This window comes from Pseudoduganella sp. R-31 (genome assembly GCF_049913235.1).
Lineage (GTDB): Bacteria > Pseudomonadota > Gammaproteobacteria > Burkholderiales > Burkholderiaceae_D > Rugamonas.
In genome coordinates this window covers 5701898-5728808 of record NZ_CP183986.1, presented here as the reverse complement: position 1 = coordinate 5728808, position 26911 = coordinate 5701898, and the positions used below count along the sequence as shown (strand labels likewise).

29 protein-coding genes are annotated in these 26911 nt (G+C 62.0%); 9 read left to right on the top strand and 20 right to left on the bottom strand.

Going from position 1 to position 26911, the window contains the following annotated elements:
- Positions 1-19: 19 nt before the first annotated feature.
- From ACN9MY_RS26115 to ACN9MY_RS26080, 8 genes are all read right to left on the bottom strand, one after another.
- Positions 20-835, bottom strand: a complete 816-nt coding sequence (locus ACN9MY_RS26115; protein WP_426164306.1) for a response regulator — start codon at positions 833-835, stop codon at positions 20-22.
- Positions 817-2178 (bottom strand): hybrid sensor histidine kinase/response regulator, encoded by a 1362-nt coding sequence (locus tag ACN9MY_RS26110; protein ID WP_426164303.1) that lies wholly within the window; start codon positions 2176-2178, stop codon positions 817-819. The genes ACN9MY_RS26115 and ACN9MY_RS26110 overlap by 19 nt, the downstream gene beginning before the upstream one ends.
- 42 nt (positions 2179-2220) lie before the next feature.
- Complete coding sequence (locus ACN9MY_RS26105; RefSeq protein WP_426164300.1) at positions 2221-2934, bottom strand: 2OG-Fe dioxygenase family protein; 714 nt, start codon at positions 2932-2934, stop codon at positions 2221-2223.
- 14 nt (positions 2935-2948) lie between these two features.
- The gene (locus ACN9MY_RS26100) at positions 2949-4967 is read right to left on the bottom strand and encodes a TonB-dependent receptor (RefSeq protein WP_426336360.1); all 2019 of its coding nucleotides are present in this window, start codon (positions 4965-4967) and stop codon (positions 2949-2951) included.
- Positions 4948-5436 (bottom strand): DUF6702 family protein, encoded by a 489-nt coding sequence (locus tag ACN9MY_RS26095; RefSeq protein ID WP_426336359.1) that lies wholly within the window; start codon positions 5434-5436, stop codon positions 4948-4950. The genes ACN9MY_RS26100 and ACN9MY_RS26095 overlap by 20 nt, the downstream gene beginning before the upstream one ends.
- Positions 5433-7808 carry a M1 family metallopeptidase gene (locus ACN9MY_RS26090; protein ID WP_426319096.1) on the bottom strand — a complete coding sequence of 792 codons (2376 nt, stop codon included), beginning with the start codon at positions 7806-7808 and terminating at the stop codon, positions 5433-5435. The genes ACN9MY_RS26095 and ACN9MY_RS26090 overlap by 4 nt, the downstream gene beginning before the upstream one ends.
- 168 nt (positions 7809-7976) lie before the next feature.
- Positions 7977-8975, bottom strand: a complete 999-nt coding sequence (locus tag ACN9MY_RS26085) for an alpha/beta hydrolase (protein WP_426336358.1) — start codon at positions 8973-8975, stop codon at positions 7977-7979.
- Positions 8976-9068: 93 nt separating this feature from the next.
- Positions 9069-9524, bottom strand: coding sequence for a MarR family winged helix-turn-helix transcriptional regulator (locus ACN9MY_RS26080; protein ID WP_426164288.1), 456 nt, complete (start codon positions 9522-9524; stop codon positions 9069-9071).
- Between the two features lie 123 nt (positions 9525-9647).
- Here ACN9MY_RS26080 and ACN9MY_RS26075 point away from each other — a divergent pair, with 123 nt between their 5' ends.
- From ACN9MY_RS26075 to ACN9MY_RS26065, 3 genes are all read left to right on the top strand, one after another.
- Positions 9648-9959: a hypothetical protein gene (locus ACN9MY_RS26075; protein WP_426164285.1), complete on the top strand. Its 312-nt coding sequence runs from the start codon at positions 9648-9650 to the stop codon at positions 9957-9959.
- Between the two features lie 40 nt (positions 9960-9999).
- Positions 10000-11067 (top strand): HD-GYP domain-containing protein, encoded by a 1068-nt coding sequence (locus tag ACN9MY_RS26070; protein WP_426336357.1) that lies wholly within the window; start codon positions 10000-10002, stop codon positions 11065-11067.
- 77 nt (positions 11068-11144) lie between these two features.
- The gene (locus ACN9MY_RS26065; RefSeq protein WP_426336356.1) at positions 11145-13460 is read left to right on the top strand and encodes a CHASE domain-containing protein; all 2316 of its coding nucleotides are present in this window, start codon (positions 11145-11147) and stop codon (positions 13458-13460) included.
- A 17-nt stretch (positions 13461-13477) separates the two neighbouring features.
- Here the strand turns inward: ACN9MY_RS26065 and ACN9MY_RS26060 are convergent, their stop codons facing one another.
- Together ACN9MY_RS26060 and ACN9MY_RS26055 are read right to left on the bottom strand one after the other, a co-directional pair.
- Positions 13478-13714, bottom strand: coding sequence for a hypothetical protein (locus ACN9MY_RS26060; protein ID WP_426319094.1), 237 nt, complete (start codon positions 13712-13714; stop codon positions 13478-13480).
- Positions 13715-13727: 13 nt separating this feature from the next.
- The gene (locus tag ACN9MY_RS26055) at positions 13728-14051 is read right to left on the bottom strand and encodes a low molecular weight protein tyrosine phosphatase family protein (protein WP_426164274.1); all 324 of its coding nucleotides are present in this window, start codon (positions 14049-14051) and stop codon (positions 13728-13730) included.
- Positions 14052-14188: 137 nt separating this feature from the next.
- Between ACN9MY_RS26055 and ACN9MY_RS26050 the strand changes: the two genes are divergently transcribed.
- Genes ACN9MY_RS26050 through ACN9MY_RS26040 form a run of 3 tightly spaced genes read left to right on the top strand, consistent with a single transcriptional unit; the run spans position 14189 to position 16797 of the window.
- The gene (locus ACN9MY_RS26050; protein ID WP_426336355.1) at positions 14189-15910 is read left to right on the top strand and encodes a ribonucleoside triphosphate reductase; all 1722 of its coding nucleotides are present in this window, start codon (positions 14189-14191) and stop codon (positions 15908-15910) included.
- Positions 15911-15920: 10 nt separating this feature from the next.
- Positions 15921-16094 (top strand): anaerobic ribonucleoside-triphosphate reductase, encoded by a 174-nt coding sequence (gene nrdD / locus ACN9MY_RS26045; protein WP_426336354.1) that lies wholly within the window; start codon positions 15921-15923, stop codon positions 16092-16094.
- Positions 16054-16797 (top strand): anaerobic ribonucleoside-triphosphate reductase activating protein, encoded by a 744-nt coding sequence (locus tag ACN9MY_RS26040; protein WP_426336353.1) that lies wholly within the window; start codon positions 16054-16056, stop codon positions 16795-16797. The genes nrdD and ACN9MY_RS26040 overlap by 41 nt, the downstream gene beginning before the upstream one ends.
- Before the next feature lie 4 nt (positions 16798-16801).
- On the opposite strand, the gene ACN9MY_RS26035 is transcribed toward ACN9MY_RS26040, so the two are convergent.
- The 9 genes from ACN9MY_RS26035 to ACN9MY_RS25995 form a co-directional block, all read right to left on the bottom strand.
- Positions 16802-17680, bottom strand: coding sequence for an alpha/beta hydrolase (locus ACN9MY_RS26035; protein ID WP_426336352.1), 879 nt, complete (start codon positions 17678-17680; stop codon positions 16802-16804).
- Positions 17681-17696: 16 nt separating this feature from the next.
- Positions 17697-18002 (bottom strand): NIPSNAP family protein, encoded by a 306-nt coding sequence (locus tag ACN9MY_RS26030; RefSeq protein ID WP_426336351.1) that lies wholly within the window; start codon positions 18000-18002, stop codon positions 17697-17699.
- Positions 18003-18117: 115 nt separating this feature from the next.
- Positions 18118-18480 (bottom strand): hypothetical protein, encoded by a 363-nt coding sequence (locus ACN9MY_RS26025; RefSeq protein ID WP_426319089.1) that lies wholly within the window; start codon positions 18478-18480, stop codon positions 18118-18120.
- Positions 18481-18663: 183 nt separating this feature from the next.
- Positions 18664-19326, bottom strand: coding sequence for a hypothetical protein (locus ACN9MY_RS26020; protein ID WP_426336350.1), 663 nt, complete (start codon positions 19324-19326; stop codon positions 18664-18666).
- A gap of 197 nt (positions 19327-19523) precedes the next feature.
- On the bottom strand, positions 19524-20030 hold the full coding sequence (locus tag ACN9MY_RS26015) for a DUF4240 domain-containing protein (RefSeq protein WP_426336349.1): 507 nt from the start codon (positions 20028-20030) through the stop codon (positions 19524-19526).
- The gene (locus tag ACN9MY_RS26010; RefSeq protein ID WP_426336348.1) at positions 20023-20490 is read right to left on the bottom strand and encodes a hypothetical protein; all 468 of its coding nucleotides are present in this window, start codon (positions 20488-20490) and stop codon (positions 20023-20025) included. Before ACN9MY_RS26010 ends, ACN9MY_RS26015 begins: the two co-directional genes overlap by 8 nt.
- A 112-nt stretch (positions 20491-20602) precedes the next feature.
- A complete protein-coding gene (locus ACN9MY_RS26005) occupies positions 20603-21559 on the bottom strand; it encodes a hypothetical protein (RefSeq protein ID WP_426336347.1) in 957 nt (318 codons plus the stop codon).
- Between the two features lie 24 nt (positions 21560-21583).
- A complete protein-coding gene (locus ACN9MY_RS26000) occupies positions 21584-22402 on the bottom strand; it encodes a sugar phosphate isomerase/epimerase family protein (RefSeq protein ID WP_426336346.1) in 819 nt (272 codons plus the stop codon).
- Entirely contained in the window at positions 22399-23238 is an 840-nt protein-coding gene (locus ACN9MY_RS25995; RefSeq protein WP_426336345.1) for a phytanoyl-CoA dioxygenase family protein, read from the bottom strand. Before ACN9MY_RS25995 ends, ACN9MY_RS26000 begins: the two co-directional genes overlap by 4 nt.
- Before the next feature lie 103 nt (positions 23239-23341).
- Here ACN9MY_RS25995 and ACN9MY_RS25990 point away from each other — a divergent pair, with 103 nt between their 5' ends.
- Genes ACN9MY_RS25990 through ACN9MY_RS25980 form a run of 3 tightly spaced genes read left to right on the top strand, consistent with a single transcriptional unit; the run spans position 23342 to position 25848 of the window.
- Complete coding sequence (locus tag ACN9MY_RS25990; protein ID WP_426336344.1) at positions 23342-24277, top strand: LysR substrate-binding domain-containing protein; 936 nt, start codon at positions 23342-23344, stop codon at positions 24275-24277.
- A 21-nt stretch (positions 24278-24298) separates the two neighbouring features.
- Complete coding sequence (locus tag ACN9MY_RS25985) at positions 24299-24649, top strand: DUF6404 family protein (protein ID WP_426319085.1); 351 nt, start codon at positions 24299-24301, stop codon at positions 24647-24649.
- On the top strand, positions 24646-25848 hold the full coding sequence (locus ACN9MY_RS25980; RefSeq protein ID WP_426319084.1) for a DUF418 domain-containing protein: 1203 nt from the start codon (positions 24646-24648) through the stop codon (positions 25846-25848). Before ACN9MY_RS25985 ends, ACN9MY_RS25980 begins: the two co-directional genes overlap by 4 nt.
- On the opposite strand, the gene ACN9MY_RS25975 is transcribed toward ACN9MY_RS25980, so the two are convergent.
- Positions 25815-26843: a hypothetical protein gene (locus ACN9MY_RS25975; protein ID WP_426319083.1), complete on the bottom strand. Its 1029-nt coding sequence runs from the start codon at positions 26841-26843 to the stop codon at positions 25815-25817. The genes ACN9MY_RS25980 and ACN9MY_RS25975 overlap by 34 nt on opposite strands.
- Between the last annotated feature and the right edge of the window lie 68 nt (positions 26844-26911).

Below are 26911 nucleotides of genomic sequence, written 5' to 3'. Positions count from 1 at the left end.
TTGCAAGTGAGGGGAACCCTTAACTGCGCAGCAGGGCTTCGATGGCGCCGACCAGTTGTTGCGGGTCGAGCGGGTGGGACAGCACGCTGCGTTTGCGTCCGGCGCCCAGCGTTCCCAGCTCGTCTTCGTCATCGGGGCGGATCAGCAGCACCGGCAGCCCCGGCGCCATTTCCAGCGCATCGCCCAGGAAGGCCAGGCGGCCGGCCTCCAGCAAGCCCAGCTCGCACAGCACCAGGTCGAACTGATGGCCGTCCAGCAGTACGCCGGCATCCATTGGATTGGCAGCCGTGCTGACGGAGTAGCCGCTGTGTGCCAGGATGGCCGCCACCAGCCCGGAATTCTCGGGCGCGGCGTCGAGCAGCAGCACGCGGGACCGTGCCGGCGAGGCCAAGGGCGCCGCGGCCGCTGCGGATGGCGCGGCCGGCGCCGCAGTGGCGGGCGCCGGTTGCGCGCTGGCGCGGCGCAGGTGCGCCGGAAGGAAGGATTCCAGGGCCGGAATCAGCACATCCGGCTCCATCGACTTGGGCAGGCAGCCGGAGAATCCGGCGCGGCGCAGGGCTGCGCAGCCGTCGGTGACGGGGAGCGCGCTGGCTGCCAGGATCGGAATCGCCTGCGTGGCTGGATCGGCGCGCAGCCGCGCCAGCACGCCCGGCCCGTCAAGCTTAGGCAGATGCAGGTCGCACAGGATCAGGTCCGGTTTTTCGCTGGTGGCCAGCGCTACCCCCATTTCACCGTCGCTGGCGCACAGCGGGCGATGGCCGAAGGCCTGCAGCAAGTACGTCATCAGGTCCATATTGGCCTGGTTGTCTTCAATGATCAGGATGCGTGCCGACATTTGAGCGCAAGCGTGAAGGTGCTGCCTTTGCCAAAGTCGCTGCTGAAGAACAGCGAGCCGCCGAGGAGGTTGGCCAGGTTCTGGCTCAGGTACAGGCCAAGCCCGGCGCCTTCCGCATGCCGCGTCGACGTGTTATCCAGCTGCGAGAAGGCCTGGAACAGCTTGGCCTGGTCCTCTTCCTTGATGCCGCTGCCGCTGTCGGTCACGCTGAACTCCGTGATCACAGCCTGCTCTTCGTCAGTGCGCTGTTTCAGCGCCAGCTTGATCATGCCCTTTTCAGTGAACTTGATCGCGTTGTTGGCCAGGTTGATGATGATTTGCGCCAGCGCGCGGCGGTCGGTCTGCAGAACGATCGGCTGCTCCGGCATGTCGATGAAGACTTCCAGGCCCTTTTGCGCGGCCAGCGGGCGCAAGGTATCGGCCACTTCGCCTATCAACTGCTGGCAGTGCACGGATTCCACCGTCAGGGTGACCTTGCCGGCTTCGATCTTGGCCACGTCCAGGATGTCGTTGATCAGCGAGAGCAGGTGGCGCGCGCTGGAACGGATGGTGTTGAGCTGGCGGTCCTGTTCGTCGGTCAGCGGGCCGGGAAGCTTCATCAGCAGCGCCCCGGTGAAGCCGATGATGGCGTTCAGCGGCGTGCGCAGCTCGTGCGACATATTGGCGATGAAGGCCGACTTCATGCGGCTGGCCTCGGCCAGTTCCAGGTTCTTCAGCGCGATCTCGCGGTTGATGGTTTCCAGCTCGCCGGCATGGTGCGCCAGGCGCATGTTCAGTTCGATCACCTGCCGCTCGCGCGCCTGCAGCTCGCTGTTGACCTGCACCGCCTGCTCGTAGGTCGAAATCAGCAGGTCGAGGATCTGCTGGCGTTCTGCATTGATGAAGTGTTTCTGGTCGCCCAGGTAGAGGGCGATGCCGACCTCCATGCTGGAATTCTTGCGCAGCTTCTGGTTGACCAGCATCTGGCCGATGCGGTTCAGCAGGTAGTCCTCGGCGTAGGGCTTGCGGATGAAGTTGTCGGCGCCGCATTCGATGCCGCGGATGATGTCCTTGGGATCGGTCAGCGAGGTCACGAGGATGACCGGGATATCGCGCAGGGCCGGATCGGCCTTGACGGCACGGCACAGCTCATAGCCGTTCATCTCGGGCATGACGATGTCGGACAGCACCAGGTGCGGCTTGTGTTCGCGAATATCGGCCAGTGCCAGCTTGCCGTTGGCCGCCACCCTGGCATGATAGCCCGAGGACCGGATCAGCCGCCGCAGGCGCTCGGCCTGGGTTGGACTGTCCTCCACGATGAGTATTTCCAGCTCATCGGGCGCGATTTCGTAGCTGGAGTCCAAGTCACCTCCGAAATGGTTGGGTGTTCAGACTATACCGTTTTTTCACCCGCCTTGGAAACCGCCGTCACGATAGGTGATGACCAGGGTGTCGCGGTGGCCATGTTCGGCCAGCGGCTGGATCGGGGTCGATTCATGGATGACAGCCGCGTCGTCCAGCAGCAGCATGGTCCAGGGCTCGGTCATGGTGAAGCGCTTGCCGTTCGGGCCGTCGGCCTCGAACACGCGGGTTTCGCCGCCCTTGATGCCATGGCGGCCGACCAGCAGCACGGCCACGAAGTCGACGCCGTCGCGGTGGGCGCCTTCCGGGGTCGGGCGGCCGATGCCGTCGGTAGTGTCGATGCGGAACTGGTGGGCTTCCACGTACCAGGGATGCTGGCCGCGTACCTGGGCGCAGGCCTGGCCGATGGCGGCCAGCAGCTTGGTCCACGCCTGGTTGGCGACCGTTTGCGGGGCGATGGGTTCGAACAGGCGGCGCATGCCGCCGTGCAGGGCGTTGTATTCGACCGGCTGCCAGTGGGCGCGGTGGGCAGTCTGGTCCAGGGCCAGGCCATCCTGCACGAAGCAGGAGTGACGGCGGCGGCGATAGCGGCCGCCGTCTTTCAGGTAGTTGTCCGGTGCCAGGTCGTCCCAGCTCGGGACCAGGGAATTCAGTTCATCCAGGGAGCAGCCGGCCAGGCTGGCCACGTCGGCCGGCTTGAGCAGGGCGTAGCCGGCGCTGCGCAGGGTGTGGATCAATTGGGGCAGTGGCGTCATCATGCCCCTTATTGTACTTAGAATGCGTAATTCAGGCTGAGGCGGAAAGATCTCGCCTCGATCGGGTGGAAGTGGATGTCCGCCCGGGCCTCGGCTTCGCCGCCCAGCCGCGATTCGTAGAAGTAGTCAATGGCCGATACCTGGCGGTTGGCGAGGTTGAAGCCTTCCAGCTCCAGCGTGGCGCGTGCGGCCAGCTTGTAGGCCAGGCGGCCGTTGACGGTGGCGCTGGCTTTCGAGCGGACAGAGTTGTCTTCCACCAGCGGGCGCGGGCCGAACCAGCGCAGGCGCAGGGAGCCGGACCAGGGGCCTGCCGGGGTGAGAGTGGCGGCCAGCTGCGCCACGCCCTCTACCGCGCCGGGGATGCGCTCGCCCTCCGGCGCCGCCTGGCGGAAGCGGCCGCGCGCAAACGCCAGGTCGGCATCAAGCGACAGGCATTTGAACGGCTTGTAGTAGTTGGAGAACTCGATGCCGTAGCGGCGGCTCGGGCGGCCCGCTTCGGTGCTGCCGGCGTCGCCGAGGTAGATCAGTTCCGAGTCGAAGTCCAGGCGGTACAGGGCCACCACCGTTTGCAGGCCCTTGACTGCTTCGCTGCGCAGGCCGAATTCGAGGCCGCGCGAACGGGCCAGGGGCGTTGCCGGCTCCTGCGCCTGCGTCACCCCGCGCGCGTCGTTGCTGTGGAAGCCGCGGCCGGCGTTCAGGTAAAACTCGGTGCGTTCCCATGGCCCGAAAGCCAGGCTGATGCCCGGGCTCGCCAGCGTATCGCCGGCGCGTGCCTGGCCGACGCCGAAGCGGTAGCGGTCCAGCCGCACGCCGGCTTCGCCGCGCAGCCATGGCGTGACCCGCAGGCGCTGCTGCAGGTAGAGGGCGGCGCTGGTTTCGACGATATGGTCGGCGCGGACGGTCGCCAGCACCTGGCGCGCCTGCGTATGTTGCAAGGCATTGAAGATATTGTCGTTCTGCGCCTGCAGGCCCAGCGTGGTGCTCCACGCCATATCGTCCATATGGTCATGCCAGCTATGGCTCACATCGAAACCGCTGGTCACGCGACGGTCCGGCTGGGCGAACTGGTCGCCATGCAGCGGATCGTCCAGGAAATACGTGAAGTTGGAGAACAGCTCGAGCCGGTTGTTGATGACGTAGGCGTTGGCGCGCGTGGTCTGCTTGTCGTCGCTGCGCGCCCAGGCGGCAGAGAGGCTGAAGCGGCGTGCCTGGCCGCCGTCCGTCAGGTCGATCCCGTCGAAGCGGCCCAGCAAGCCATTGTCCACGGCGCGCTGTGGAATCTGGTCGGTGGCGTTCCATGCGCCGCGGTAGGCCATGGCGGTGATGGTGTAGCCGTTGTTGGCAAAGCCTTCGCTGTAGCGCAGCACGGCGTTCAGCTTGCGGTAGTTGTCGCCGCGCGTCCATGGGCCGTCGTTGTGCACGGCTTCCACTGCGTACAGCAGCGATCCCTTGTCGCCGGATTCGCGCGAGCCCGCCAGGAGGGCGCGGCCGTAGCCGTTCTGGCCTGCGGTGGCGCTGGCCTGGACCTGCGGCAGGCGGCTGGAATAATTGATCGCCGTGGCGCCGGCGGAGGAAAAGTCGCCGTTGCTCGCGTTGTACGGCCCCTTGCTGTAATCGAGCCGCGCCACCAGTTCGGGGATGATGAAATTGAGGTCGGTCCAGCCCTGGCCATGCGCATGGCTGCGCTGGTTGACCGGCATGCCGTCCACCGTGGTGCGCAGGTCGGTGCCGTGATCGAGATTGAAGCCGCGCAGGTAGAACTGGTTGGCCTTGCCTTCGCCGCTATGCTGGCTGGCCACCAGCCCAGGGGTTGCCTCGAGCAATTCGCCCGGACGGTAAATGGTGCGCGCCTCGAGCTGGCGCTGCGACACGCTGCCCATGCCGGCCGAATCGGCCACGCCAAGCTGGCTGGCGCGCGCGCCTTCGACCAGCACGCGCTGCATGAAGGGATCGTCGGCATGGGCGGCCGCCGGCGCGAGCAGCCCGGCCAGCGCGAGGGCTGGCAGCCGCCGCCTCTCAGGGAAGCGGCTGTTCACGACGATCGCGGTTGAAGACGATGGAAGCGGCCGGGCGGCCGGGGCCGCTGACGTTGACGTTGTTGACTTGCTGCGGCAGGAAATCCGTCAGCACGCCATCGCGCAGGACGGCGCCAGGCGGCAAGGCGGTCTTTTCGATTTCCTGGAACACGTTGATGCTGTCGGCATTGGCTTGCATGCCGACCCACTGCAGCGCCACCGGCTTGCCGTTGACGCTGATGCGGAACTGCTTTTCGAGGTAGCGACGGAACACGGCCTGATCCTCCTCCAACCCAAGGTCGAACTGGCGCTGGTACAGGTTCATCAGCAGCGCCTCCACATCATGCGCCGTGTAAGTATGAACCACTTCCGTGCTGCCTGTACGCGGGTTGAAGCTGATCTCGGTCAAACCCACGTGAAAATTATGGGCTTGGGCGGCGGCGCTGCACCAGAGCAGCGCCGCCGCGAGGACGGCCTTGAAACGCATCATTCCTTTTTTGCGCCTTCCTTGTCGCCTTCAGCATCCTGCTTCTTCAGCGGCGTGTTGAAGTCCTTCATCATGTTTTCCGGCTGGCGCGACTTGAACAGCTCCAGGCGGGAAGGCGTCACCTTGCGCGGCCAGGCATTGTTCGACTGGTCGATGTCGGCGGTTTCCCAGTACGGGTCATGCACCAGCGACAGCAGCGGCTCGTCGGTCACGATCACCTTGGTGATCTTCTTCGGCGAATAGCGCCATACTTCGGCGGGAATGCGCTCGATATACTTCTTGCCCGACTTCAGTTCGATCTGCAGGATCAGCGGCGTCACCAGGCCGCCCAGGTTCGAGAAGTCCACCAGGTACAGGTGCTTGCCCTGTGCCAGGAGGTCCTTTTCCCATTGTTCCAGCTCTTTGGCCTGCTCGGCGTACTTGTTGCGGTCTGCGTTGGTGACGGTGTAGTCGTCGTGCTCGTTGTAGAAGTCTTTCAGGGCCGGCTGCTCGTCCACCTTGCGCACCATGCCTTTGTTGCGCTGGTCGATGATGGAGACCGGCTCCGCATCATGCTGCGCCTTCTTCCAGGCCTTCTCGGTTTCCGGATTCCTGGTGCTCACGCCGTACTCGCTGATGCCGTCGATCGACACGTCGACCGCATCGGTGGTGTAGAACCAGCCGCGCCAGAACCAGTCAAGGTCGGTGCCCGACGCGTCTTCCATGGTGCGGAAGAAGTCGGCCGGGGTAGGGCGCTTGAACTTCCAGCGCCGAGCGTATTCGCGGAAGGCGTAGTCGAACAGCTCGCGGCCCAGCACCGTCTCGCGCAGGATGTTCAGCGCAGCGGCAGGCTTGGCGTAAGCGTTGTTGCCGAACTGGAGCAGCGACTCCGAGTTGGTCATGATCGGCACCTGGTTCTTCGAACGCATGTAGTCGACGATGAAGCGCGGATCGCCGCGGCCGGCCGGGTAGTTGTCTTCCCAGGCTTCCTGGGCCAGCGACTGGACGAAGGTGTTCAGGCCTTCATCCATCCAGGTCCACTGACGCTCGTCGCTGTTGACGATCATCGGGAAGTAGTTGTGGCCGACTTCGTGGATCACCACGCCGATCAGGCCGTACTTGGCGCGCTTGGTATAGGTGATTTCACCGGTCTTCTTGTCCTTCACCGGACGCGGGCCGTTGAAGGAGATCATCGGATACTCCATGCCGCCCACCGGGCCATTGACGGAAATCGCGGTCGGGTACGGGTAATCCAGGCTGTACTTGTTGTACTGTTCGATGGTGTGGATGATGGCGGCGGTCGAATACTTCTCCCACAGCGGGTTGCCTTCCTTCGGATAATAGGACATGGCCATCAGGTTGCTGCCATCCTTCTTGTAGCCCTGCGCATCCCAGATGAACTTGCGCGAAGAAGCCCAGGCGAAGTCGCGCACGTTCTTCGCCTTGAAGTGCCAGGTCTTGGTTCCCTTGGCCTGGTTCTTCTCGGCCTGTTCGGCTTCGGCCTGGGTCACGATGACGACCGGGGTCTTGCTGGTGCGGGCTTTTGCCAGGCGGTCGCGCTGGGCCGCAGTCAGAACCTCGCCGGGATTCTGCAATTCGCCGGTGGAGGCCACGATATGGTCGGCCGGCACGGTGATCTGCACGTCGTAGTCGCCGAACTCCAGCGTGAATTCGCCGGAGCCCAGGAACTGCTTGTGCTGCCAGCCGTACACGTCATAGTAGGCGGCCATGCGCGGGAACCACTGCGCGATTTCGAACAGCGCGTTCTTGTCCTCTGCGAAGTACTCGTAGCCGGAGCGGCCGCCAAGGACTTTCTGCTCATTGATCTTGTAGGTCCAATCGATGGAGAAGCTGAACTTCTCGCCCGGTTTCAGCGGCTGCTGCAGATCGATGCGCATCATGGTGCGGTTGACGGTGTACTGCAGCGGAGCCCCGCCGGAACCCTTGACGGAACCGATCTTGAAACCGCCATCGAAATCGCGGCCGGCCAGGATATTGCGCAGGCCTTCATACTTCATGCCTTCTTCATCGCTCTTTGCCCGGCCCCAGGCCTCGCGCGAAGGCGCGGTCATGGTCATGCGGGCATCGGAATCCGGCTTGTAGATGTTCTGGTCAAGCTGCAGCCACAGGTAATGCAGGGTATCCGGCGAATTGTTGTGGTAAGTGACCTGGCCGCTGCCGGAAATGGCGCGGTTGGCCTCATCCAGGGTGGCGCGGATGGTGTAGTCCGCGCGCTGCTGCCAGTAGGCATGGCCGGGAGCGCCGGAAGCGGTGCGGTACTGGTTGGCGGAAGGCAGCAGCTCATCGAGCTGGCGGAACTTGTCATCGAATGGTTCGGCAGCGAAAGCCGTCGCCGTCAGGCAAAGTGCGGCAAGGCCGAAATGAAAGCGTTTCATCGAATCCCCAAGCTTGTTGTAATAAATGCCGGGCTATTCTAGAGAGCTTTGTCCTGCGACACTTCGTTTATTTGTAAAAAACCTGAAACATCTGTGGTGAAAGTCGGGGTCAGGTCTGGCAATCCGCCATTTTGGCGGATTGCCAGACCTGACCCCGACTTTCATCTTTCACTTCAGGCGGTATTTCAGCTCTTCGCCGGCTTGGCGCATCGCGGCTTTGGTGCCGGGGGCGTTGCTCAGCACGTTCAGCAGGCCGAAGTCGTGGATCATGCCGTTGTAGCGGACTGTGGCGGTTTCGACACCGGCGGCATCGAGCTTCTTGCCATACGCTTCGCCTTCGTCGCGCAGCACGTCGAATTCGGCGGTCTGGATCAGGGTTGGCGGCAGGCCTTTCAATTGCTCGGTCGTGGCCTGCAAGGGCGAGGCGTAGATTTCCTTGCGTTTGGCGAGGTCGGTGGTGTAATTGTCCCAGAACCATTTCATCGCATTGCGGGTCAGGAAGTGGCCATCGGCGAACTGCTTGTAGGAGGCGTTGTCGAAATCGGCATCGGTGACAGGCCACAACAGGACTTGGGCGCGCAGTTTCGGCTGGCCCTGGTCTTTCGCCATCAGCGCCACTACCGCAGCCATATTGCCGCCGACGCTATTGCCGGCCACTGCGAGGCGGGTGCCGTCGACGTTGATTTCCTTGCCATTTTTCGCGACCCATTTGGTGGCGCCATAGGCTTGTTTGATTGCCACGCCATAGCCGGCTTCCGGCGAAGGGGTGTAGTCAACGAAGACGGCTGCGGCGCCAGAGTTCACTACCAGGTCGCGCACCAGCCGTTCGTGGGTGGGGAAGTCGCCCAGCACCCAGCCGCCGCCGTGGAAAAACATGAAGACCGGCAGGGTGCCCTTGGCGCCGGCCGGGCGCACGATGTGCAGCTTGATCTTTTCGCCATCGACATCGATCACCTTGTCGGACACGTCGGCGGCAGGCAGTCTGGCGCCTTGCTGGGCGCCGGCCAGTACCTGGCGTGCATCGGCAGGGCTCAGCGATTCCAGCGGCTTGCCACCTTCCAGCGCTTTCAGGAATTGCGCGGTTTGCGGTTCAACGCCTGGCAGGCTGGCGGCGACGACGGAGCCGGTGAGGAGGGTGAGGACGGAAGCGGCGATAACGGTTTTCATGGCAAATCTCCTTTAGTAAACGATTAAATAGTGTGCTATTTAATTGACTTTAAAAATGCCCACGCTGGCGACGCCAAGGCGGGCATCTGACTGTTACGCGTTGTTCATCAGGCTGGTGCGCAGGACCGACAGCTCGCGCTGCAAACGAATCACTTGCTCCAGGTCGCAGCCGCTGGCGCCCAGCACGCAAGCCGGCAGCTTGGCACCCTCGTTGCGCAGCTCGCTGCCGTGCGGGGTGAGGGCAATGATCACCTGGCGCTCGTCTTGCGGGCAGCGGGTGCGGGTGATCAGTTCGGCCTGCTCCATCCGCTTGAGCAGCGGCGTCAGCGTGGCCGAGTCGAGAAAGAGGCGCTCGCCCAGGGCCGACACCGTTTGCTCGTCCTGTTCCCACAACACCATCATCACCAGGTATTGCGAGTAGGTCAGGCCCAGCTTGCGCAGCAGCTTGCGGTACAGCTTGTTCATCGCCAGCGAAGTCGAGTACAAGGCGAAGCACAATTGCTGGTCCAGCTTGGGAACCTGCTCGAGGTCAAATGATTTCGTATCCATGCCTGGCAGTATAGATAGTGCGCGATCTAATTGCAAGCAAATTTTTCCGTTGACCTTGCCTGATGAGGAATCTTTGACTATCGTTAAAGTGCCCGTAACCTGCGCTGGGCAAAGGGGATGACAATGAATCAAATGAATCACTATCATTCAGGCGCCTACCCAGTGCCCGACCAGCGAGGCCCGGAGCCCGTGCTTTTCCTGGTCGAACTGGACCCGCAGCGCGTCGTTGATGGTGTGCGCTACGACGAAAACTACCTGGCCGATGACGTGCTGGCCTGCGGCACCATGCGCGAAACCTGCCCGATTTGCGAAGAGGGCCACCTGCAACTTGTCCTGCGCCAGAAGAACGTGCGGGTGGCGCACCTGTTCTGCATCGAATGCACCCGTTGTTTCGGCGCTTTCCTGCCCGATGGCTCGCCGGCCCTCGCCGACTGAACATTCCCTGCGTATTGTTCCCGTGCGGTATCATGCCGCAATGAAGAGCCCAAAGACCAAGCCGCTGCTGCTGATCGTTGACGGATCGGCCGACCACCTGCAACAGCTCAGCCACCTGCTGGAAGACAGGTATGCCGTGCGCCTGGTCGAAGATGGCGACAACGCGCTTGCCTCGGCGGAGCTGTTGCCGCGCCCGGACCTGATCCTGGTCGACGTGGTGCGCGATGGCTTTGCGGTTTGCCAACGCCTGCGCGGCAATCCGGACACTGCCGGCATCCCGCTGATCGCCATGATCGAGCGCGGCCAGCCGGACCTGGAGCAAAGCGCCCTGGCCGAAGGCGCTTCCGACGTGGTGGCGCGCCCGCTGGTGCCGGAGCTGCTGCGCGCGCGCATCGCCACCCACCTGCAGTTGCGCGAGGCGCGCGCCAAGGTGCAGCGCCAGCGCAACCGGCTCAATGAACTGGGCCAGATCGCCGATGCCGCTGCCTGGGCCATCGCCAGCCTGGCCGAATGGCGCGACGAGGAAGACCCTTCGCACCTGCGCCGCATCCAGCACATCGTGCTGGCGCTGGCGCGCCAGTTGCAGGGCAACCCGCGTTTTGCCAATGAACTGGTGGAGGCCCATATCCCGCTGCTGTTCAAGGCAGCCCCGCTGCACGATATCGGCAAGGTGCGCATTCCCGATGCGATCCTGCTCAAGCCGGGCCGCCTGACGCCGGAAGAATTCGAGATCATGAAGCTGCACACGGTGCACGGCCGCGATGCCATCGCCGGGGTGGAGCGCGAGCTGGGCTTCTCCAACGCCTTCCTGCGCTTCGCGCGCGAGATCACCTACAGCCACCAGGAGCGCTACGATGGCTCCGGCTATCCGCAAGGCCTGGCTGGCGATGCCATTCCGGTAGCGGCGCGCCTGGTCGCGGTGGCCGATGTCTATGATGCGCTGGTATCCGAGCGCGTATACCGTCCGGCCTTTACCCACGAAACTGCCATCGAACTGATCCGCCAGGGCAGCGGCGAGCAATTCGACCCGGATGTGGTCGATGCGCTGCTGGCCGCCGAGGAACAGGTCAGGGAAATTGCGCTGCGATACCAGGATGCGACAGGGTAACAACGGCTGACCGTTTCCCTGGCGTATGAGGGATTTCACTATGCTATAGTCGTCTCCATAGTCCCGTCGGAGCAAGCATGCGCATACACGGATACCTGGCCTTTATTGTCGGTATTTGCGTTACCGTGTGGGTCTGCATGTTCGTGATGAATGTGCAGGACCGCCAGACCAATGAAGCCTTCCAGCGCGACACGCAAAAAATTGCGCGCGACACCCAGCTTCGCTTGCAAACCTACTTCGACATGCTGCTTAGCATTAAGGGCGTGTTCGCGGTGAAGGACGATGTCTCGCGCGTGGAATTCAGCCGCTATGTGCGCGAGCTGGACCTCAAGCGCCGCTATCCCGGCTTCCAGGCCATCCAGTTCGTGCGGCGCGTGCCATCCAGCCAACTGGATGCCTATGCGGCACGCATCCGTGCTGATGACAGCCTGCAAAGCGGCGGCTATCCCGACTACAAGGTGCATCCGGCTTCGGTGCGGCAGGAGCACTTCCTGATCGAATACAACGAGCCGATGAGGGGCAATGAAAACGCCTTCGGCCTGGACCTGGCCGCACTGCCTCCGCATTACAAGGCCCTGCAGCTGGGCAAGGCCACCGGCCGCGTGGTGGCCACCGAACGCATCACCCTGGTGCAGGACGCCAGCGGCCAGCCCGGCTTCGTTGCGCGCGCACCGATCTACCGCCGTGGCGCCTCGCTGTTGACGGAGCAGGAGCGCGACGCAGCGCTGGTGGGCTTTGTCGCCATTGTTTTCCGTGTCAACGACCTGATGTCGGAAACGATCGACAGTCCGATGCTGCAGCACCTTTATGTCAGCATCAACGATGCGGGCTACATCAACGACGGCGGCAAGATGCCGGCCACGGTCGACAACCTGATGTTCAACAGCTTCGGCAAGCTAGGTTCGGGCGAGCGCATGCCGGCGCTGCCAGGCCTGACCAGCAACATCCCTCTCGATGTCGGCGAGCGGCGCTGGATCATGAAATTCGAAGGCCATGCGAGCGAGCGTTATAGCCGCGACTTGAGGCTGATCACGGTGATCGGCCTGGCCGGCTTTATCATCAGTGCCCTGATCGGCGCGCAGATCATGACATTGCAGCGGCGCCGCGCGCTGGCGCAAAAGCTGCGCGTCACTGCCGACGAATTGCGTGCGTTGCAGGATAGCGCCATTGTCGGCATCGGCTTGTTCGCCAACGGGCTGATCGTGCGCTGCAACCGCGGGCTGGAAGAGATGATGGGTTACCAGCCGGGCCAGTTGGCGGGCCGCTCCTGCAATATGCTGACGGGCGGGCTGAGCGATCCCTTTGCCTGCGTGGCCGATGGCACGCCGATGCATTTCGAGCTGGAGCTGGCCAGCTCCAGCGGCCGGCGCCTGTGGTGCATGGTGAACGGACGCATGCTGGACGAGAATGAGCCGCGCAAAGGCTGCGTCTGGGTTATTATCGATATCACGGAGCGCAAGCAGACCGAGGCAGCGCTGGTCGACACCAAGCATGGCCTGGAGCGCAGCCTGAATGAGCTGGCACTGCAAAAGTCCAACGTGGAAATGGCGCACAAGGATCTGTCGGCCGTGCTGCTGACCTTGAAGCAGGCGCAGGCCAACCTGATCACGTCCGAGAAGATGGCATCGCTGGGCGCGCTGGTAGCAGGCATTGCGCACGAACTGAATACGCCGATCGGCAACAGCCTGCTGACCGCGACGGCATTGAGTGACATGTGCAAGGAGTTCGAGCGCCAGCTCTCCGAGGGCGGCATCAAGCGCTCGGCCCTCGATACGCATCTGAAGGATGCGCGCATGGCGTGCTCGATCATCACCAACTCCCTGACGCGGGCGGCTGACCTGATCCACTCCTTCAAGCAGGTGGCGGTCGACCAGACCTCCGACAAACGGCGTTCGTTCAACCTGCATGGCGTGGTGCACGACACGCTGGCGACTTATTCCGCCCAGCTGCGCCGTGCCAACTGCGAAGTGAAGGTGTGGATGCCGGAGACGCTCAACTTCATGTCCTACCCCGGCAGCGTGGGCCAGGTGCTGAGCAACCTGATCCAGAACGCCATCATGCATGCCTTCGAGGGACGGGAGTCCGGGCATATCACCATCAGTGCCGTCGAGATGGACGAGGATAATGTCGAACTGCGCTTTGCCGATGACGGCAATGGCATGAGTGCGCGCACGCTGCGCCAGGTGTACGATCCCTTCTTCACCACCAAGATGGGGCAGGGCGGGTCAGGGCTCGGCATGAACATCGTCTACAACCTCGTTACCGGTGTCTTGCGCGGGACCATCCACGTTGAATCCGAGCCTGGAAAAGGCACTACCGTGATCATGACCTTGCCGCGCCAGGTTCCCGCGAAGGAGGAACTGGCGGAAACCGACCTGCTTCACGCGCAGTAGTCGGGCAAAGCCAGAAGTCAGGTGCGCAAGCCTTCCAGGATTTTCAATGCAGCACGCTCCGCTTCGCCTTCGGCGGCATGCTGGTCCAGAAAGGTCTGGTCTGCCGACACGCGTCGCTTCGGATAGATATGGGTCATATGCATCGGGTTCGCGGAAGGGGCGAAGATGGAGACGTAGGCGCCCCATTGCTCCGTGCCTTCAAGCAGTTCGCCGGTGTACTCAATCTCGTAGTCATCAACGCTTTTGGTAGGCATCGTCATTCCAGGATCAGCGCAGGAACTTGCCGGCTTTGGCTTCGAGGAGCCGAACCAGTTCGGCCTGCATGTATTCGTAGTCGTCAGGAATGTCGAGGCAAATCACGCGCTTCCCGTTCAGGTGCGCCCTGAAATCGCGGGAGAGGCGGTTGCGGTGAGTCTTCTCCATCACGAAGATGATGTTGGCCCACGCGATCTGCTCGCTCGACAGGGGGACGTCGGCGTCATTGCCCAGGCCTGCGGAATCGGTCTCCACATCGGGCCAGCTCGCGAATACATGCTCCGCTGTCGGGCTGCGCAAGCGATTTTGCGTGCAGATGAAGAGTGCTCGTTTCATGGTATAGGCGAAATTTGCACGAATCTTATCAAATTTAAACCAGATCAAGGAAATCAAAAGTCTGTGCCGTCAAGTCGTTGTTCACTACATTTAGTGTGTAATATCCATCTCAGCACAACATGTAGTTAAAGAGAATAATGAACCCTGCCCGCAAGACTACCGTGGACGTGGAGTCCTCGATCAATGAATACCTCCAGCAGCTCGACTGGCGGGTGAACGCCAATGCCAACCAGGGCTATTCGCTGGGCGGCATGATCCTCAACATTTCCGGCAAGATGGTCGCCAACTACTGGCTCGACCACGTCTACCCGCGCACGGTCGGCGAAGCGCATCGCAATGCCGATATCCACATCCATGACCTCGACATGCTGGCCGGGTATTGCGCCGGCTGGTCATTGCGCACGCTGCTGAACGAAGGCCTGAACGGTGTGCCGGGAAAGGTGGAATCGGCGCCGCCGAAGCACCTCTCCAGCGCCGCCGGCCAGATCGTGAACTTCCTTGGCACCTTGCAGAACGAATGGGCCGGTGCACAGGCTTTCAGCTCCTTCGACACCTATATGGCGCCCTACGTCCGCAAGGATAGGCTGGGCTATGAACAGGTACTGCAGACCATGCAGGAACTGGTCTACAACCTGAACGTCCCCTCGCGCTGGGGCACGCAAACGCCTTTCACCAACCTCACTTTCGACTGGACCTGTCCGGAAGACTTGCAGGAGCAGGTGCCGGTGATCGCCGGCGAAGAGATGCCGTTTACCTACGGCGACCTGCAGGCCGAGATGGACATGATCAACCGCGCCTACATCGAAGTGATGATGCGCGGCGACGCCAAAGGCCGCGCCTTCACCTTCCCGATCCCGACCTACAACATCACGCCGGACTTCGACTGGCACAGCCCGAATGCCGACCTGCTATTCGAAATGACTGCCCGCTATGGCTTGCCTTACTTCCAGAACTTCGTGAACTCGGAACTCAAGCCGAACATGATCCGCTCCATGTGCTGCCGCCTGCAACTCGACCTGCGCGAACTGCTCAAGCGGGGCAACGGCCTGTTTGGCTCGGCCGAACAAACCGGCTCGCTGGGCGTGGTCACGTTGAACTGCGCCCGCCTTGGCTACCTGTATGCAGGCGACGAGGCGGCGCTGTTTGCACGCGTGGACGAACTGCTTGAACTGGGCAAGACCAGTCTGGAGATCAAGCGCCAGGTGATCCAGCGCCTGATGGATGGCGGCCTGTTCCCCTATACCAAGCGTTACCTCGGCACGCTGCGCAACCATTTCTCCACGCTTGGCGTGAATGGCATGAACGAAATGCTGCGCAACTTCAGCGGCGACACGGAAGACATCACCACCGAAGCCGGGGCCGCGCTGGCGATACGCCTGCTCGATCACATCCGCGCCCGCATGCTGGAGTTCCAGGAAGAGACAGGGCATATGTACAACCTCGAGGCTACGCCGGCCGAAGGCACAACCTACCGCTTTGCCAAGGAGGACCGTGCCCGCATGCCGTCGATCCTGCAGGCAGGCACGCCGGAAATGCCTTACTACACCAACTCTTCGCAGCTCCCGGTGGGCTTCACCGATGACCCGTTCGAAGCGCTGGAGCGGCAGGACGAGCTGCAACGGAAATACACAGGCGGCACCGTGCTGCACCTGTACATGACCGAGCAGGTATCCAGCGCCGATGCCTGCCGCCGCCTGGTGCAGCGCGCACTGACGCACTTCCGCCTGCCGTACATCACGGTGACGCCGACGTTCTCGATCTGTCCGAAACACGGCTACTTGAGCGGCAAGCACGAATTCTGTCCGAAATGCGATGAGGACATCCTTGCGCGCAAGACGCGCGAACTTTCACTTGACTAAGGAGATAGGCATGACCGCCAAGCAGCCAAACCAGGAAATCGCCCTCACCGACGCAGAGCGCCAGCCTTGCGAAATCTGGACGCGTGTAATGGGGTATCACCGCCCGTACTCGTCCTTCAACGTTGGCAAGAAGGGGGAATTCAATGAGCGCACTTATTTCGTCGAGCGCCGGAGCAATGGCTGACAGGGAGCTCAAGGTCGGCGGCTACGCCAGGTTTACCTCGACCGACTATCCCGGCGAGCTGGCAGCCGTTGTGTTCGTCCAGGGCTGTCCCTGGCGCTGCGGGTACTGCCACAACCCGCACTTGCAGCCCAGGGACGTTGCGCCGGCGATCGCTTGGCGCGACATGCTCGCTTTTCTCGCCGGCAGGGCAGGGCTCCTGGACGCCGTGGTGTTTTCCGGCGGCGAGCCGACCCTCGATCCGGCGCTGGAAGACGCGATGCGCAGCGTGAAAGCGCTCGGCTTCAAGGTGGGCTTGCACACCGCAGGCATCTATCCTGAGCGCCTGAAGCAGGTGCTCCCGCTGACGGACTGGGTCGGCCTCGACATCAAGACCTCATTCGAGGCCTACGATGAAATCACTGGCGTCAGCGGCAGCGCGCAAGCAGCGCGCACCGCCGCCCGCCTTGTCATCGAGAGCGGCGTTCCGTACGAATTCAGGACCACGATCCATCCCAAGCTGACTACACCCCGGCACCTGGCCGCGTTGATGGAGCAGATTTCCGGCATGGGCTGCGAGGCGTATGCACTGCAGGATTTCCGTTCGGTTGGCTGCCGCAGCCAGGACTTGATCAATTCCGCCAGCGAGGGTGTTTTGCACGGCGAATTGGCCGGCCAGGTGAAGTCGCGGTTCCGCCAGTTCACGCTTCGGCAAGCGAATGGCTAGCTGATCACTTCACCAGCATGGCATCACGCAGGATCGACCCCGCCATGTCCAGGGCTTGTTTGCCTTCCATCAGTTCCTGGTAATAGTTGGGCCAGAAGTGGAACATTTTCGGCCATATTTCGAGCCGCACGCGTACGTCCGCGATGGTGGCCGCACGGGCGAGGGCGATGGAATCATCGAGCAGCGCTTCAGTGGCGCCGACGAAGATGTTGAGCGGGGCGATGCCGCGCAGATCGGCGAAAACAGGGGAAGCCAGGGGCATGTTCCGCGGCCGGTCGCCGAGGTATTGCTCGGCCAGGAACAGCATGAGTTCGCGGTTCAGCACCGGGTCGCGTTCGGCGTTTCGTGCGTAGCTGCCTGCCGCAATGGTCATGTCGGCCCAGGGCGAGAACAGGACCGTGCTCGCCGGCTGGGGCAGGCCCAATTCCCGCAAACGCACCAGCATGGCGATGGCAAGGCCGGCGCCAGCGCTATCGCCTGCCACTGTAAGCTGCATTCCCCGATCAAGCAAATACTGGTATCCGTTAACGGCATCATCCAGCGCATCAGGGAAGGGGAATTCGGGAGCGCGCCGGTAGTCCAGGGCGAAGGTCTTCATTTCCGCCGCGCGACCCAGTTCGCTGACAAAATGCCGGTGGCTTTCCAGGGAACCCCATACGAAGCCGCCGCCGTGCAGGTAGAGGATGACGCCGTCTTCGCGCGCGTCCGAAGTGAAGGTCCATTCGGCGGGAACGCCGTTCGCCATGACGGGAGCGACGCTGACGTCCGCGGCAGTCGGATAGAGGCCGGCCAAGGCATCACATGCCTCCCGGCGCTGAGCGATGGTGAGATCAGCCGGCCGTGCGCGAAACATCGCCTCCAATCGATCGAGCTCGTTTTCCATTGTGCGTGAGCGCCTTTCAAGCGAAAACCGGGCGGAAGAAGCTTCGTTCGTAACTGACGATACAACGGGTGTCTTCAGCATACTTGAAGGCAGCCTGGCACTCCGGGTCTTCAAGGGACTTGATCCTGTACTCCTCATACTTCGCAAGGCTCGGGAACGAGAACATCGCGAGTGCGACGTTGTTCGCGCCTTCGGAAGGCATGAAGTAGCCATGGTGCGCGCCGCCAAACTTCTCGACTAACGGAATCCAGATTTTCCCGTAGTGTTCAAATTCCTTGAGCTTGTACGGATCGATGATGTAGCGAAGGTAGCAGGTGATCATAGGGCTTCTTCAGGCAGACGGTGCGCCCTAGTATAAGTGAGGCGGAATCTATCCGCTCGCATTGCGCGGTTTTCGCAACATCAGGACCGCTGGAAATTGCGGAGGAGGGCTGTCATCATGGGGCGCCTAGCCAGAGAAGGGCACCGACGGCGAAGAAGACCATCCAGGAAAGGTGGCGGCCGCGGGTGAAGTAGAGAGGGAACAGGCCGGATACCATTGCGACGATGCTAAAGACCTGAAGAACCGTCCTGGTTTCGACCGGCTTTCCCGATGCCAGTAAAACAATCGCCGCGATCCCCCACCAGGCCAAGGTGAGAAGATGCCAGACAAATCTGAGTGTTCCGGTTGTGAAGTGGGTTCCGCCGAAGAGCTGGGGCAGGTTGTCGCGCTTGAAGAGGCGCATGAGGATATAGCGCTCGCCCAGGTAAGAGTGTGCGATGCCTGTGAAGAAAAGCAGCAATACAGCGATGGTCAGCATTTCCTGCTCCGTGGAGCGCGTCCTCGCAGGATTTCAAGCCGGTTCGACGGCGCGTCCGGGGCGCTGCGCTCCGGATGGCACCATACGCGGTATTCCAGGGCAGTAGGGTAGGGCATGTTTTGTATGGAACTTGAAAGGCTGGTTGAAAGGAACGCTGCATATGAGCGATGAAACCACCGATATCTAGTAGAACTCTCCAATTTCGATAATCGATTGCGCGCGCAAGGCGTTTCGCAGCGCCTCGACAAATTCGCGGTTTGGCAAGGAGCGAATTTCATCGGCAAACGTGGGCAGGTCCTTGCCAAAGTCGAAGATTACCGCCGCGCGCCAATATCCTTTGCATTCCGTTGAAGCGAGATGCTCCTTCGCGTAATCCTCGACGTGCAGCTTTACCTTCGGCGCTGTCGTATTCGTGGACGGGAATGACTCGGCGTAGGCCGTCCCATATGGTTCTTCGTCCTGGTAAGCGATGGTGGGCGCCTCCAGCAGCTCGAAGAAAAGCCCTTCACAGCTCCACTGAATCCTGTAGTCCTCGCCAACTATGACGAGGATCTCCGAAAGATAGCGCTCCTCGTCCTCGCAATCATGGAAAGAAGGACCCGCAAGGCGAGCGACTGTCCCCCCACTTGGGCTTGCGAACTTGAACACTTTGCCCGCAAGGCCTTTCGGAATGCTTGCATCGGTGGTCCGGCTTTGCTTTCCGGACGTGAGGTCGACGATCTCCAACAGCTCGTCGTTAAGGCCCCAAGATCCGAGCACCTTGTTCACGCGCTCGAACGTGTCCTGCTCAGGATGCCAGTTCTCCTGATCCACTACGAAGAAGTGGCGATATTCAACTCCCATCATTTCCCCCCAACGAAAGTGGCGATCGCGAGTAGCTGCTTTCCGCGTATCGCTGCCCCTGTTCCGAAGGAGACCTTGCGAACAGGGATGCTGGCGCAGTGCGCCGCCAGCGCTGTTGCGGCGACGTGGACAGAGGCGAGAGCGCAGAGAAGAGCGAAGGTTTGGACCAGCCAGGGCATCATTTCACCTTGACATTACTATCAGCCGAACCTCCTGGTAAGCTCGGGGAACCGGGCATCCAGGTCCTCTTCTTCCCATGGCGAGCCTTCAATTTCGCCTCCCTTTGGCAGGTCGTGCTCGGGGAAGTCATCGTACGATTTGCCAGTTTTTTCCTCCCAGGCCTGCCAGGCGATGTACTGGTAGCCCTCGACCTGGCACTCGCCATCATGGTCCTCCACGACCGCTGCAAGCGAATCGGCGTTGGACATTGCGGCTTCGTAGACTTTCTCGCCCCGGGAAATCAGCCAGCCCCTGAAATCAAGGAAGCCGTCGTCCGAGCATCCTCCACCAATGATGTAGGCCGCGCCCCAAAGGTCCCAATGGTAGGCCCGAGCATGGTACTCGGACAAATGACGGTCGAAGGACACGATTTCTTCGGGCGACATCTCTGCGAGCAGTTCACCAAGCGTGTCAAGTTGCCGCTCCGGATCGCCGCCGGCGGCGTGCCGCGACTTGTCGATGATGTTCCAGAACCCTGCTTTATCCATTGATGTTCTCCGTGCTGATGTTGTGTTGGGAAGCCGGACCTGGCACCAGGAGCAGCGTGTAAAAGAGTGCGCCAAGGACGGAAGCCGGCAGCGGCAGCACGAACCAGATGATGATTGAAATTATGTCGAACTCCGCACCCTGAATGGGGAAGGTATGCAAGATGGCAAACCATGCGCTCTGCAGCGCTCCAACAATCGCGGCGTTCAGGTAGCGCTGATTGGCAGCCAATGAAGCGGTCATGTAGCCGCCGATGATGCTGGCGAAAATTTGCGTAGCGATCGAAGCCTTCTGATACCAGGGGTTTCCGACTGCGGCCGTGATTGCCTGGCCCAGGTCTGTTCCCTGGTTCATGCCGATCCAGACCAAGGCATTGACGGCGATGGTGCCCAGGATGTTGAGGAGGGCGAGAGCGGCGGTGGTTCCGAGAAAGACGGGAATGGTCCTGTTGGTGTAAGTCATAAAGGCACGACACGCATTGTGCGGGATTAATTATTGCGGATTTGCAATTTAAAGTATGCCAGTTAATTGCAAAATCGCCAATCCCGTGGATGTGCCGCGCGGGGCTCTGCTTCTAGCGTTTTTCGAGCCGGTCGATCAGTTCAAGCACCTCCTGCCGCTTCACGAAGGTGGCGGCATTGCGGGAGTTCGGGGTGGGGCGGGCGCCATTCGCGACCAGCAGTTGAATAATCTCCATGCTGCCGCCGACGATCGCAGCGTCGAAGGGGTTTCTCTTTCCGGGGACGTAAGCGCTGGCGTTGGCACCGGCTTTCAAGGCTTTCCGTACCTCCGCAATATCGTTGTAGGCAGCAGCGGCGGCCAGGCGCTCATTGTGATCCATACCTTGATAGTTCCGGAGCGTTGCTGCGTCGAATTCAGGCAGGGATGCTCCAGCCTGCAGGCCTATCGTCAGGCGTGAATTTGAAACGAAATAGTGTGGGGGCACGAAGAGGTTGTACCGGGTGTTTTCCGTTGGCTGTCCGGGCGGGGTGTAGAGCTCACCGTTCAGCACGCGTCCTGCAGCATCGAACCTGGCGCCTCGGCAAGGATCGAGAAACAGCGCCTGCTTCTCCTGGCGGCGATCGGGCTCCTGGAATTGCAGCGAACATCCCGAGTGCGGACTCCATGCTGCAATCACCAGGTATTCGTCTTTGAATGAGCGATAGCGTGTCTTTTCTATCGGCGGCTGGCCGAACATGAAGAGTCGCGTCCACGCGGACGAGGCGGAGGTCTGGTTGGAGGCGGCGATCGACTCAGCCCAGTTTTTTCCTTCCGGGTCGGCGAGCTGCGTCGTCGGGCCGCCGCGCAGATATTCAAGGTCTTCGGCCGTGCGACGGTAGATCCACACGGGCGCGTCAACATAATCGACCTTGACCGGCTTGCCTGGGGCCAGGGCGGCCAGGTCGACGTCGACGCGATTGTTTGCCTTCAGCAGCTGGGCGCGGATGTAGCTGGCCGGGAAGTCGTCCGCAAGCGCGGCCGCGGCGTGGCAGCATCCCATCAGGATCAAAGCGGAGAAAATGCGTTTCATGTCCGGCCCATTCCGCCAACGGCATTACTTGCAATAGCGCTTGCGCAGCAGGTCCAGCATCGCCACGTTCTGGTCCCACGCATTGCTGACTGGCTGGCCAGTATAAGGCAAGGTGAAGGTGTAAGGGGCCGGTCCAAATTCCGGTGTGAGCGTCATGCGTTCGGCGCCATCGTTGCGGCGCAGTTCGATGATGCGGTCCCACCAGGACAGGTGGGCCTGCAGCGCATCGGCATTCTCCGGTGCGCGGAAGTCGGCCACTTGCGGGCCTTGCTGGTGGCCGACGCGCGCGTGGATGTGGCGCACGCGCGGCAGTACCTTGGCCAGTGTCAGCTCCTGGTCTTCGAGCAGCGATTCGCAGGCCACGCACCAGTGCGAAAGGTCGGCGTTCAGGTGCAGCTGCGGCAGGCGATCGAGGTAGGGCAGCAGCAGCATCGGGTGGCCGCTGAAGCGGCTGCGGTGGATCTCATGCACCACCGGCACGCCATATTCCTTCGAAATGCCGGCGGCGAGCGCGATCAGTTCTTCGTTTTGCCTTGGCGTGTACCAGTCCTTGCCGGTGTGCGAGTTGACCAGCACTGGCTGCACTTCGCAGGCATTGCGCAGCAGTTCGCCGAGCGCTTGCTTGTGCGCGTCGAAGTCGCTGTGGAAGATTGTCTCCCATTGAGCGACAATCAGGTCCAGTCCGGCGTTGGCGATTTTGTAGACCCAGTTGTCGCGCTGCGCGCGGTCCAGCGGCAGCGACATTTCGATGCCGTCGAAGCCGGCCTCTTTCACCTTGGCGATGAAGACGTCGGGCGGCAAGTCGTTGCTGCCCCAGTGCGGCGCGAAGATGCTGATTTTCACAGGAAGCCTCGCACGGGGAAGGACGCATCGCGCTGGATCCAGTTGCGTTTGGAGTACTCGGCGCGGCCGTCGGTGACGTGCAGCGTGTAGGCGTGGCGCGAAACAGGCGAACGGTTCGGCGCGCTGTAGTGCGGCAGCAGGCCGTGGAAGCAGACCAGCGAGCCGGCCTTGCATTCGAGCGGCACGGCGGTGGCGTCGGTCGGCCATGGCGTGTTGTCCAGCTTTTCAACGCTCACCTGGTCGCCTTCGCGGATGAAGCGTTCGCGCAGCGGCGAGCGATGGCCGCCCGGTTCGGCCCACATGCAGCCGTTCTCCAGGGTGGCGTCTTCCAGCGCGAACCAGAAGGTGGTGACGCTGATCGGGTTGGTGTCGAAGTAGGTGGCGTCCTGGTGCCAGCGCACTTCGCCGCCGATGCCGGGCTGCTTGAAGATGTACATCGATTGCCAGACCTGCGGTTCGGCCAGGCCGATATCGCGGGCGATCTGCTCCAGGCGCGCATCGGCGGTGAACGCGCGGAAGGCCGGGTCCAGGTCGTGCATGGCGTGGCCGATCTTGTTGATCGACAGTTCCTTGGCTTGTTTCAGCTGGCCGTCCGGGCCGAAGGCTTCTTCTTCAAAGAAGCAGCGCACGGTGTTGTCCGAGCCGAGGAAGTAGTCGTCGGCCTTCTTCTCCTGTTCCTTGGTGGTGAAGATGCCTTGCGCGACGGCCGGGTCGAAGTCGTTCACGACTTGTGCGGCGCGGGCGCGCAGGGCGGCGATTTCTTCCGCGGTCTTGAAGCCGGGGATGACGATGAAGCCATCCTTGGCGTATTGGGCTTTCTGGGCATCGGTCAGCATGTGGCGCTCCTTTTCTTAACTTAGGTCATTGTAGGGAAGTCATTGGATGCCAACAATGTGCAAACGGTTGACACATTGTCTCTGAAATGGAGACAATCGAGCCATGGACCAGCTCAAGGCAATGGAAATCTTTGTGGAGGTGGCGCGGCAGCGCAGCTTCAGCGGTGCCGCGCGCCGGCTGGGCATGACGCGCGCCATGGTGAGCAAGCATGTGATTGCGCTCGAAGAACGGCTCAATGCGCGCCTGCTGCACCGCTCCACGCGCGATGTGAGCCTGACCGATGCCGGGCAGGCCTACCTGGAGCCTTGCGCGCTGGCGGTGCTGCAGGCGCAGGAAGCGGCGCGGGTGGTGACGCATGCCGGCGTCGAGCTGGCAGGGCCGCTGCGCATACAGGCGCCGTCCAGCTTCGGCAGTGAATGGCTGGCCGATGCGGTGGCGCGCTTTAGCTTGCCCCATCCGCAGTTGTCGCCGCTGCTGCATGTGGACGATGCACTGCTCGATCCGATCGAACACGGCTTCGACCTGACGATCCGCGTGGGCGGGATTCCGGACAGCCGCGCGCTGGCAATACGGCCTTTGGCGCCTTGCCGCGGCATCCTGTGCGCCTCGCCGGCCTACCTGGCGCGGGCAGGCCGGCCTGAAATTCCAGAAGACCTGCATCGCCACCAATGCCTGCACTTCAGCCACCTCACCGGCGGTATCGCCTGGCACTTCGCTCGCGGCGAGGAGCAGGCCACAGTACGCGTGACGCCGGCTTTCACCGCCAATAACGGATTGGTTCTGCAGCATGCGGCCTTGCGCGGGCTGGGCATCGTCTATACGACAACCTTCCTGGCCTGGCGCGACCTTATCGAAGGGCGGCTGGTGCCGGTGCTGGCCGACTGGGACTTGCCCCTGAACCATTTGAGCGCCCTGTATCCGGCCACGCGCCAGCTATCGCCGAAGGTGAGGGCGCTGATCGATTTCCTGGTGGCGGAGTACCAGCCCGCGCCCCCTTGGGACAAAGCCTTGGCGGATGCGGGGTTGCTTATTTTGTAACCCTGATGCGACAATCCGACGATGAAAAATTCACGACATGAGCGCGCAATTGAATTGCTGGAGGCCGCAGGCTTCCCCAGCCGGGATTTGCTGCCTTTGTTACATCGGATGATGTGGCGCATTGGCATCCGGGTTCCGCCACCGCTGTTTGCTCCTTTCCACGTCAATCTACTGGTGTTTTGGCTGGCTTACAGCGCTGTCGCGACCCTGGGTATGGCGTTTGGAACAGCGCAAAGACTGGTTGTGAAAAATTCGGTCCTGCTGTCCGGTGCTTTGTTTGGCCTGGCGCTGGCCTTGCTGATGGCTGCATTTTTCCTGCGCACGAGACGGGTCAATAAATTGCCGACGTGGCAGGAGCTGGGGCTGCGATGAGGGAAAGCAAGGAGCGCCTGCTCAATGTCGACGCCTTGCGCGGCTTTGCGCTGTTCGGCATCCTGGCCGTCAATATCTGGTCGTTCGCCGATCCCTATTTTGCCTCCGGCGTGAACAACCCGCGCTATGCGAGCGCGCTTGATATGGCGGTGCGCTTCATCGTCGCGCTGCTGTTCGAAGCCAAGTTCTACCTGCTGTTCTCTTTCCTGTTTGGCTACAGCTTCATGCTCCAGGCCTGGGCCGCCGAGCGTGCAGGCGCCGCATTCCGGCCGCGCATGCTGCGCCGGGCGGCAGGCTTGCTGTTGTTGGGCGGATTGCATGGCTGTTTCCTGTTCTATGGCGATATCCTGCACCTGTATGGTTTGCTGAGTTTCTTGCTGCTGGTCTGGTATGGCCGTGAGTGGGATGGCCGCAGGTGGCGCTCGGCCGAATGTGCTGCGCTGTTGCTGATGCTGGCGGCCTTCATGCTGGTCGTGCTGGGCGTTGTTGTGATGCTCTCGCCGCAAGCGGGCCCCCCGGAGCTGAAGGCTGTTTTTGCCAAGCTGGCCGCCTTCCATGGCGATGCCCGCAGCACGCAGGCATTCATCATGGACGAATTTCCGTCGACTGTGGCCTTCCTGATGTTTGGCCAGGGGCCGAGCGCGCTGGCGATGTTCTTGCTGGGGCTGGGAGCGGGGCGTGCGCACCTGCTTGAGCGTGTCGGATCAATCGAGCAGCTGGTGCGCCCGATCCTGCGCCTGGCCGCCACGTTCGGGCTGGTTGGCGCCTTGCTGTATGCGGCTGCTTCCGAGTTCGCGCCGGGCGGCGTGCTGATGATATTCTCGACGGCGCTCAGCTACCTGACGGCGCCGATCCTGACCGCGGCCTATGTGGTCGTCCTGATGCTGTTGTTCGAGAGCCGTCGCGGCGCGCGGCTGATCGCGGCGCTGGCGCCGATGGGCAAGCTGGCGTTGAGCAATTACCTGATGCAGTCGCTGGTCATGGCCTTGCTGTTCACCGGTTACGGCATGCGCCTGTGCGATGAACTCCCGCCGATCGCCGTTCTTGCCCTGGTGCCTGCGATCTATCTCGCGCAAATGGCCCTCAGCGCCTGGTGGCTCAAGCACTACACCTACGGCCCCGCCGAGTGGCTGCTGCGCGCCATCACCAACTGGCAGTGGTTGCCTCAGGAAGCAGGCGCCCAGCCGCCGTCGCGGTAGACCTGGTCGTCGTCGAGGTAGACCGCATCGGTCTGGACGAAGACGTCGACGTGGTAGCGGGCGTCCTTGCGCTTGAACTGCGGCTTCTGGTACTGGCCATGCTTGGCGCCGAGCGAGAGATGGATGCCGCACATGCGCTCATAGGTGCCGATATCGTCCACTGTGCGCTCGCGCGAGAAGGCGCGGTTCATGCCGAAACCGAGTTCGCGCACCCATACTTCGCCTTCATGCGCGCGAATGATTGCCAGCATATTGTCAAACTCCGGCGTGCTGTTCTCGGCGCCGGTCACGCGGCCTTTTTCCACGATCATGGTGATCGGCGTGGCCGGGCGGTTGACGTGGAAAGTGGTGTCGCCGAACACGAAGACCTTGGCGCGGCCGTTGACTGCTTCCAGGTCTTGCGCTTCGGTGAACACTTCGCCGATCGGAAACAGGCCGCCCACATTCTTCATGGCGCTGTAGTCGCCGATATTCAGCTTGGCTTCTTCAAACGGGGAGGCGAACACCAGCCGTTCGCCGCCGCTTTCCACCACACCTGATTGCGCGCGGTCGATGCGGGTCTTCAAAGCATGGCCGACGCCGCGGTAGTACGCCGGGTCGTAGGCCAGCGCATCGATATAGACCAGGCCTTGCCCGTCCGGCATGCGTGACAAATGCATATGCTCGATCACCTTCAGGCCGCGCTTGAACAGCTCCATGCGGATGCGGTATTCGTTCAGGCGGAAGCTGGTGGTTTGCACCAGCACCACCAGGTCGCCCGCCCGTAGTTGCTCGAAAGCCGCAAGCACGTCGGCCGGCTGCACCGTGTCGAAGTCGATGAAACGGCCCTCCGGCAGGGCCGCGCGGTAGGCGTCCGCCAGCACCATGGAAAGCGGGCTGCGCTGGTCGAACACCAGCAAAGCCTGCTGCGGCACGGCGTATTCGATGGCGTGGGCAAGCAGGTCGCGTACATTGCGGGCTGCCGTATCGCGGGCGGCAGGTGGAAAAGCGGTCATTATCAGGCTATAAAGAGGATGAGGCATGCGCATTATACGGCGTGCCGCCGCTTGAACCGGGAAGGGGC

Coding starts and splice junctions, on each gene's coding strand:
- ACN9MY_RS26115 (WP_426164306.1), bottom strand. CDS start 835: ATGTCGGCACGCATCCTGATCATTGAAGACAACCAGGCCAATATGGAC.
- ACN9MY_RS26105 (WP_426164300.1), bottom strand. CDS start 2,934: ATGATGACGCCACTGCCCCAATTGATCCACACCCTGCGCAGCGCCGGC.
- ACN9MY_RS26095 (WP_426336359.1), bottom strand. CDS start 5,436: ATGATGCGTTTCAAGGCCGTCCTCGCGGCGGCGCTGCTCTGGTGCAGC.
- ACN9MY_RS26090 (WP_426319096.1), bottom strand. CDS start 7,808: ATGAAACGCTTTCATTTCGGCCTTGCCGCACTTTGCCTGACGGCGACG.
- ACN9MY_RS26085 (WP_426336358.1), bottom strand. CDS start 8,975: ATGAAAACCGTTATCGCCGCTTCCGTCCTCACCCTCCTCACCGGCTCC.
- ACN9MY_RS26080 (WP_426164288.1), bottom strand. CDS start 9,524: ATGGATACGAAATCATTTGACCTCGAGCAGGTTCCCAAGCTGGACCAG.
- ACN9MY_RS26075 (WP_426164285.1), top strand. CDS start 9,648: ATGAATCAAATGAATCACTATCATTCAGGCGCCTACCCAGTGCCCGAC.
- ACN9MY_RS26070 (WP_426336357.1), top strand. CDS start 10,000: ATGAAGAGCCCAAAGACCAAGCCGCTGCTGCTGATCGTTGACGGATCG.
- ACN9MY_RS26065 (WP_426336356.1), top strand. CDS start 11,145: ATGCGCATACACGGATACCTGGCCTTTATTGTCGGTATTTGCGTTACC.
- ACN9MY_RS26060 (WP_426319094.1), bottom strand. CDS start 13,714: ATGCCTACCAAAAGCGTTGATGACTACGAGATTGAGTACACCGGCGAA.
- ACN9MY_RS26055 (WP_426164274.1), bottom strand. CDS start 14,051: ATGAAACGAGCACTCTTCATCTGCACGCAAAATCGCTTGCGCAGCCCG.
- ACN9MY_RS26050 (WP_426336355.1), top strand. CDS start 14,189: ATGAACCCTGCCCGCAAGACTACCGTGGACGTGGAGTCCTCGATCAAT.
- nrdD (WP_426336354.1), top strand. CDS start 15,921: ATGACCGCCAAGCAGCCAAACCAGGAAATCGCCCTCACCGACGCAGAG.
- ACN9MY_RS26040 (WP_426336353.1), top strand. CDS start 16,054: ATGAGCGCACTTATTTCGTCGAGCGCCGGAGCAATGGCTGACAGGGAG.
- ACN9MY_RS26035 (WP_426336352.1), bottom strand. CDS start 17,680: ATGGAAAACGAGCTCGATCGATTGGAGGCGATGTTTCGCGCACGGCCG.
- ACN9MY_RS26030 (WP_426336351.1), bottom strand. CDS start 18,002: ATGATCACCTGCTACCTTCGCTACATCATCGATCCGTACAAGCTCAAG.
- ACN9MY_RS26025 (WP_426319089.1), bottom strand. CDS start 18,480: ATGCTGACCATCGCTGTATTGCTGCTTTTCTTCACAGGCATCGCACAC.
- ACN9MY_RS26020 (WP_426336350.1), bottom strand. CDS start 19,326: ATGATGGGAGTTGAATATCGCCACTTCTTCGTAGTGGATCAGGAGAAC.
- ACN9MY_RS26015 (WP_426336349.1), bottom strand. CDS start 20,030: ATGGATAAAGCAGGGTTCTGGAACATCATCGACAAGTCGCGGCACGCC.
- ACN9MY_RS26010 (WP_426336348.1), bottom strand. CDS start 20,490: ATGACTTACACCAACAGGACCATTCCCGTCTTTCTCGGAACCACCGCC.
- ACN9MY_RS26005 (WP_426336347.1), bottom strand. CDS start 21,559: ATGAAACGCATTTTCTCCGCTTTGATCCTGATGGGATGCTGCCACGCC.
- ACN9MY_RS25995 (WP_426336345.1), bottom strand. CDS start 23,238: ATGCTGACCGATGCCCAGAAAGCCCAATACGCCAAGGATGGCTTCATC.
- ACN9MY_RS25990 (WP_426336344.1), top strand. CDS start 23,342: ATGGACCAGCTCAAGGCAATGGAAATCTTTGTGGAGGTGGCGCGGCAG.
- ACN9MY_RS25985 (WP_426319085.1), top strand. CDS start 24,299: ATGAAAAATTCACGACATGAGCGCGCAATTGAATTGCTGGAGGCCGCA.
- ACN9MY_RS25980 (WP_426319084.1), top strand. CDS start 24,646: ATGAGGGAAAGCAAGGAGCGCCTGCTCAATGTCGACGCCTTGCGCGGC.
- ACN9MY_RS25975 (WP_426319083.1), bottom strand. CDS start 26,843: ATGACCGCTTTTCCACCTGCCGCCCGCGATACGGCAGCCCGCAATGTA.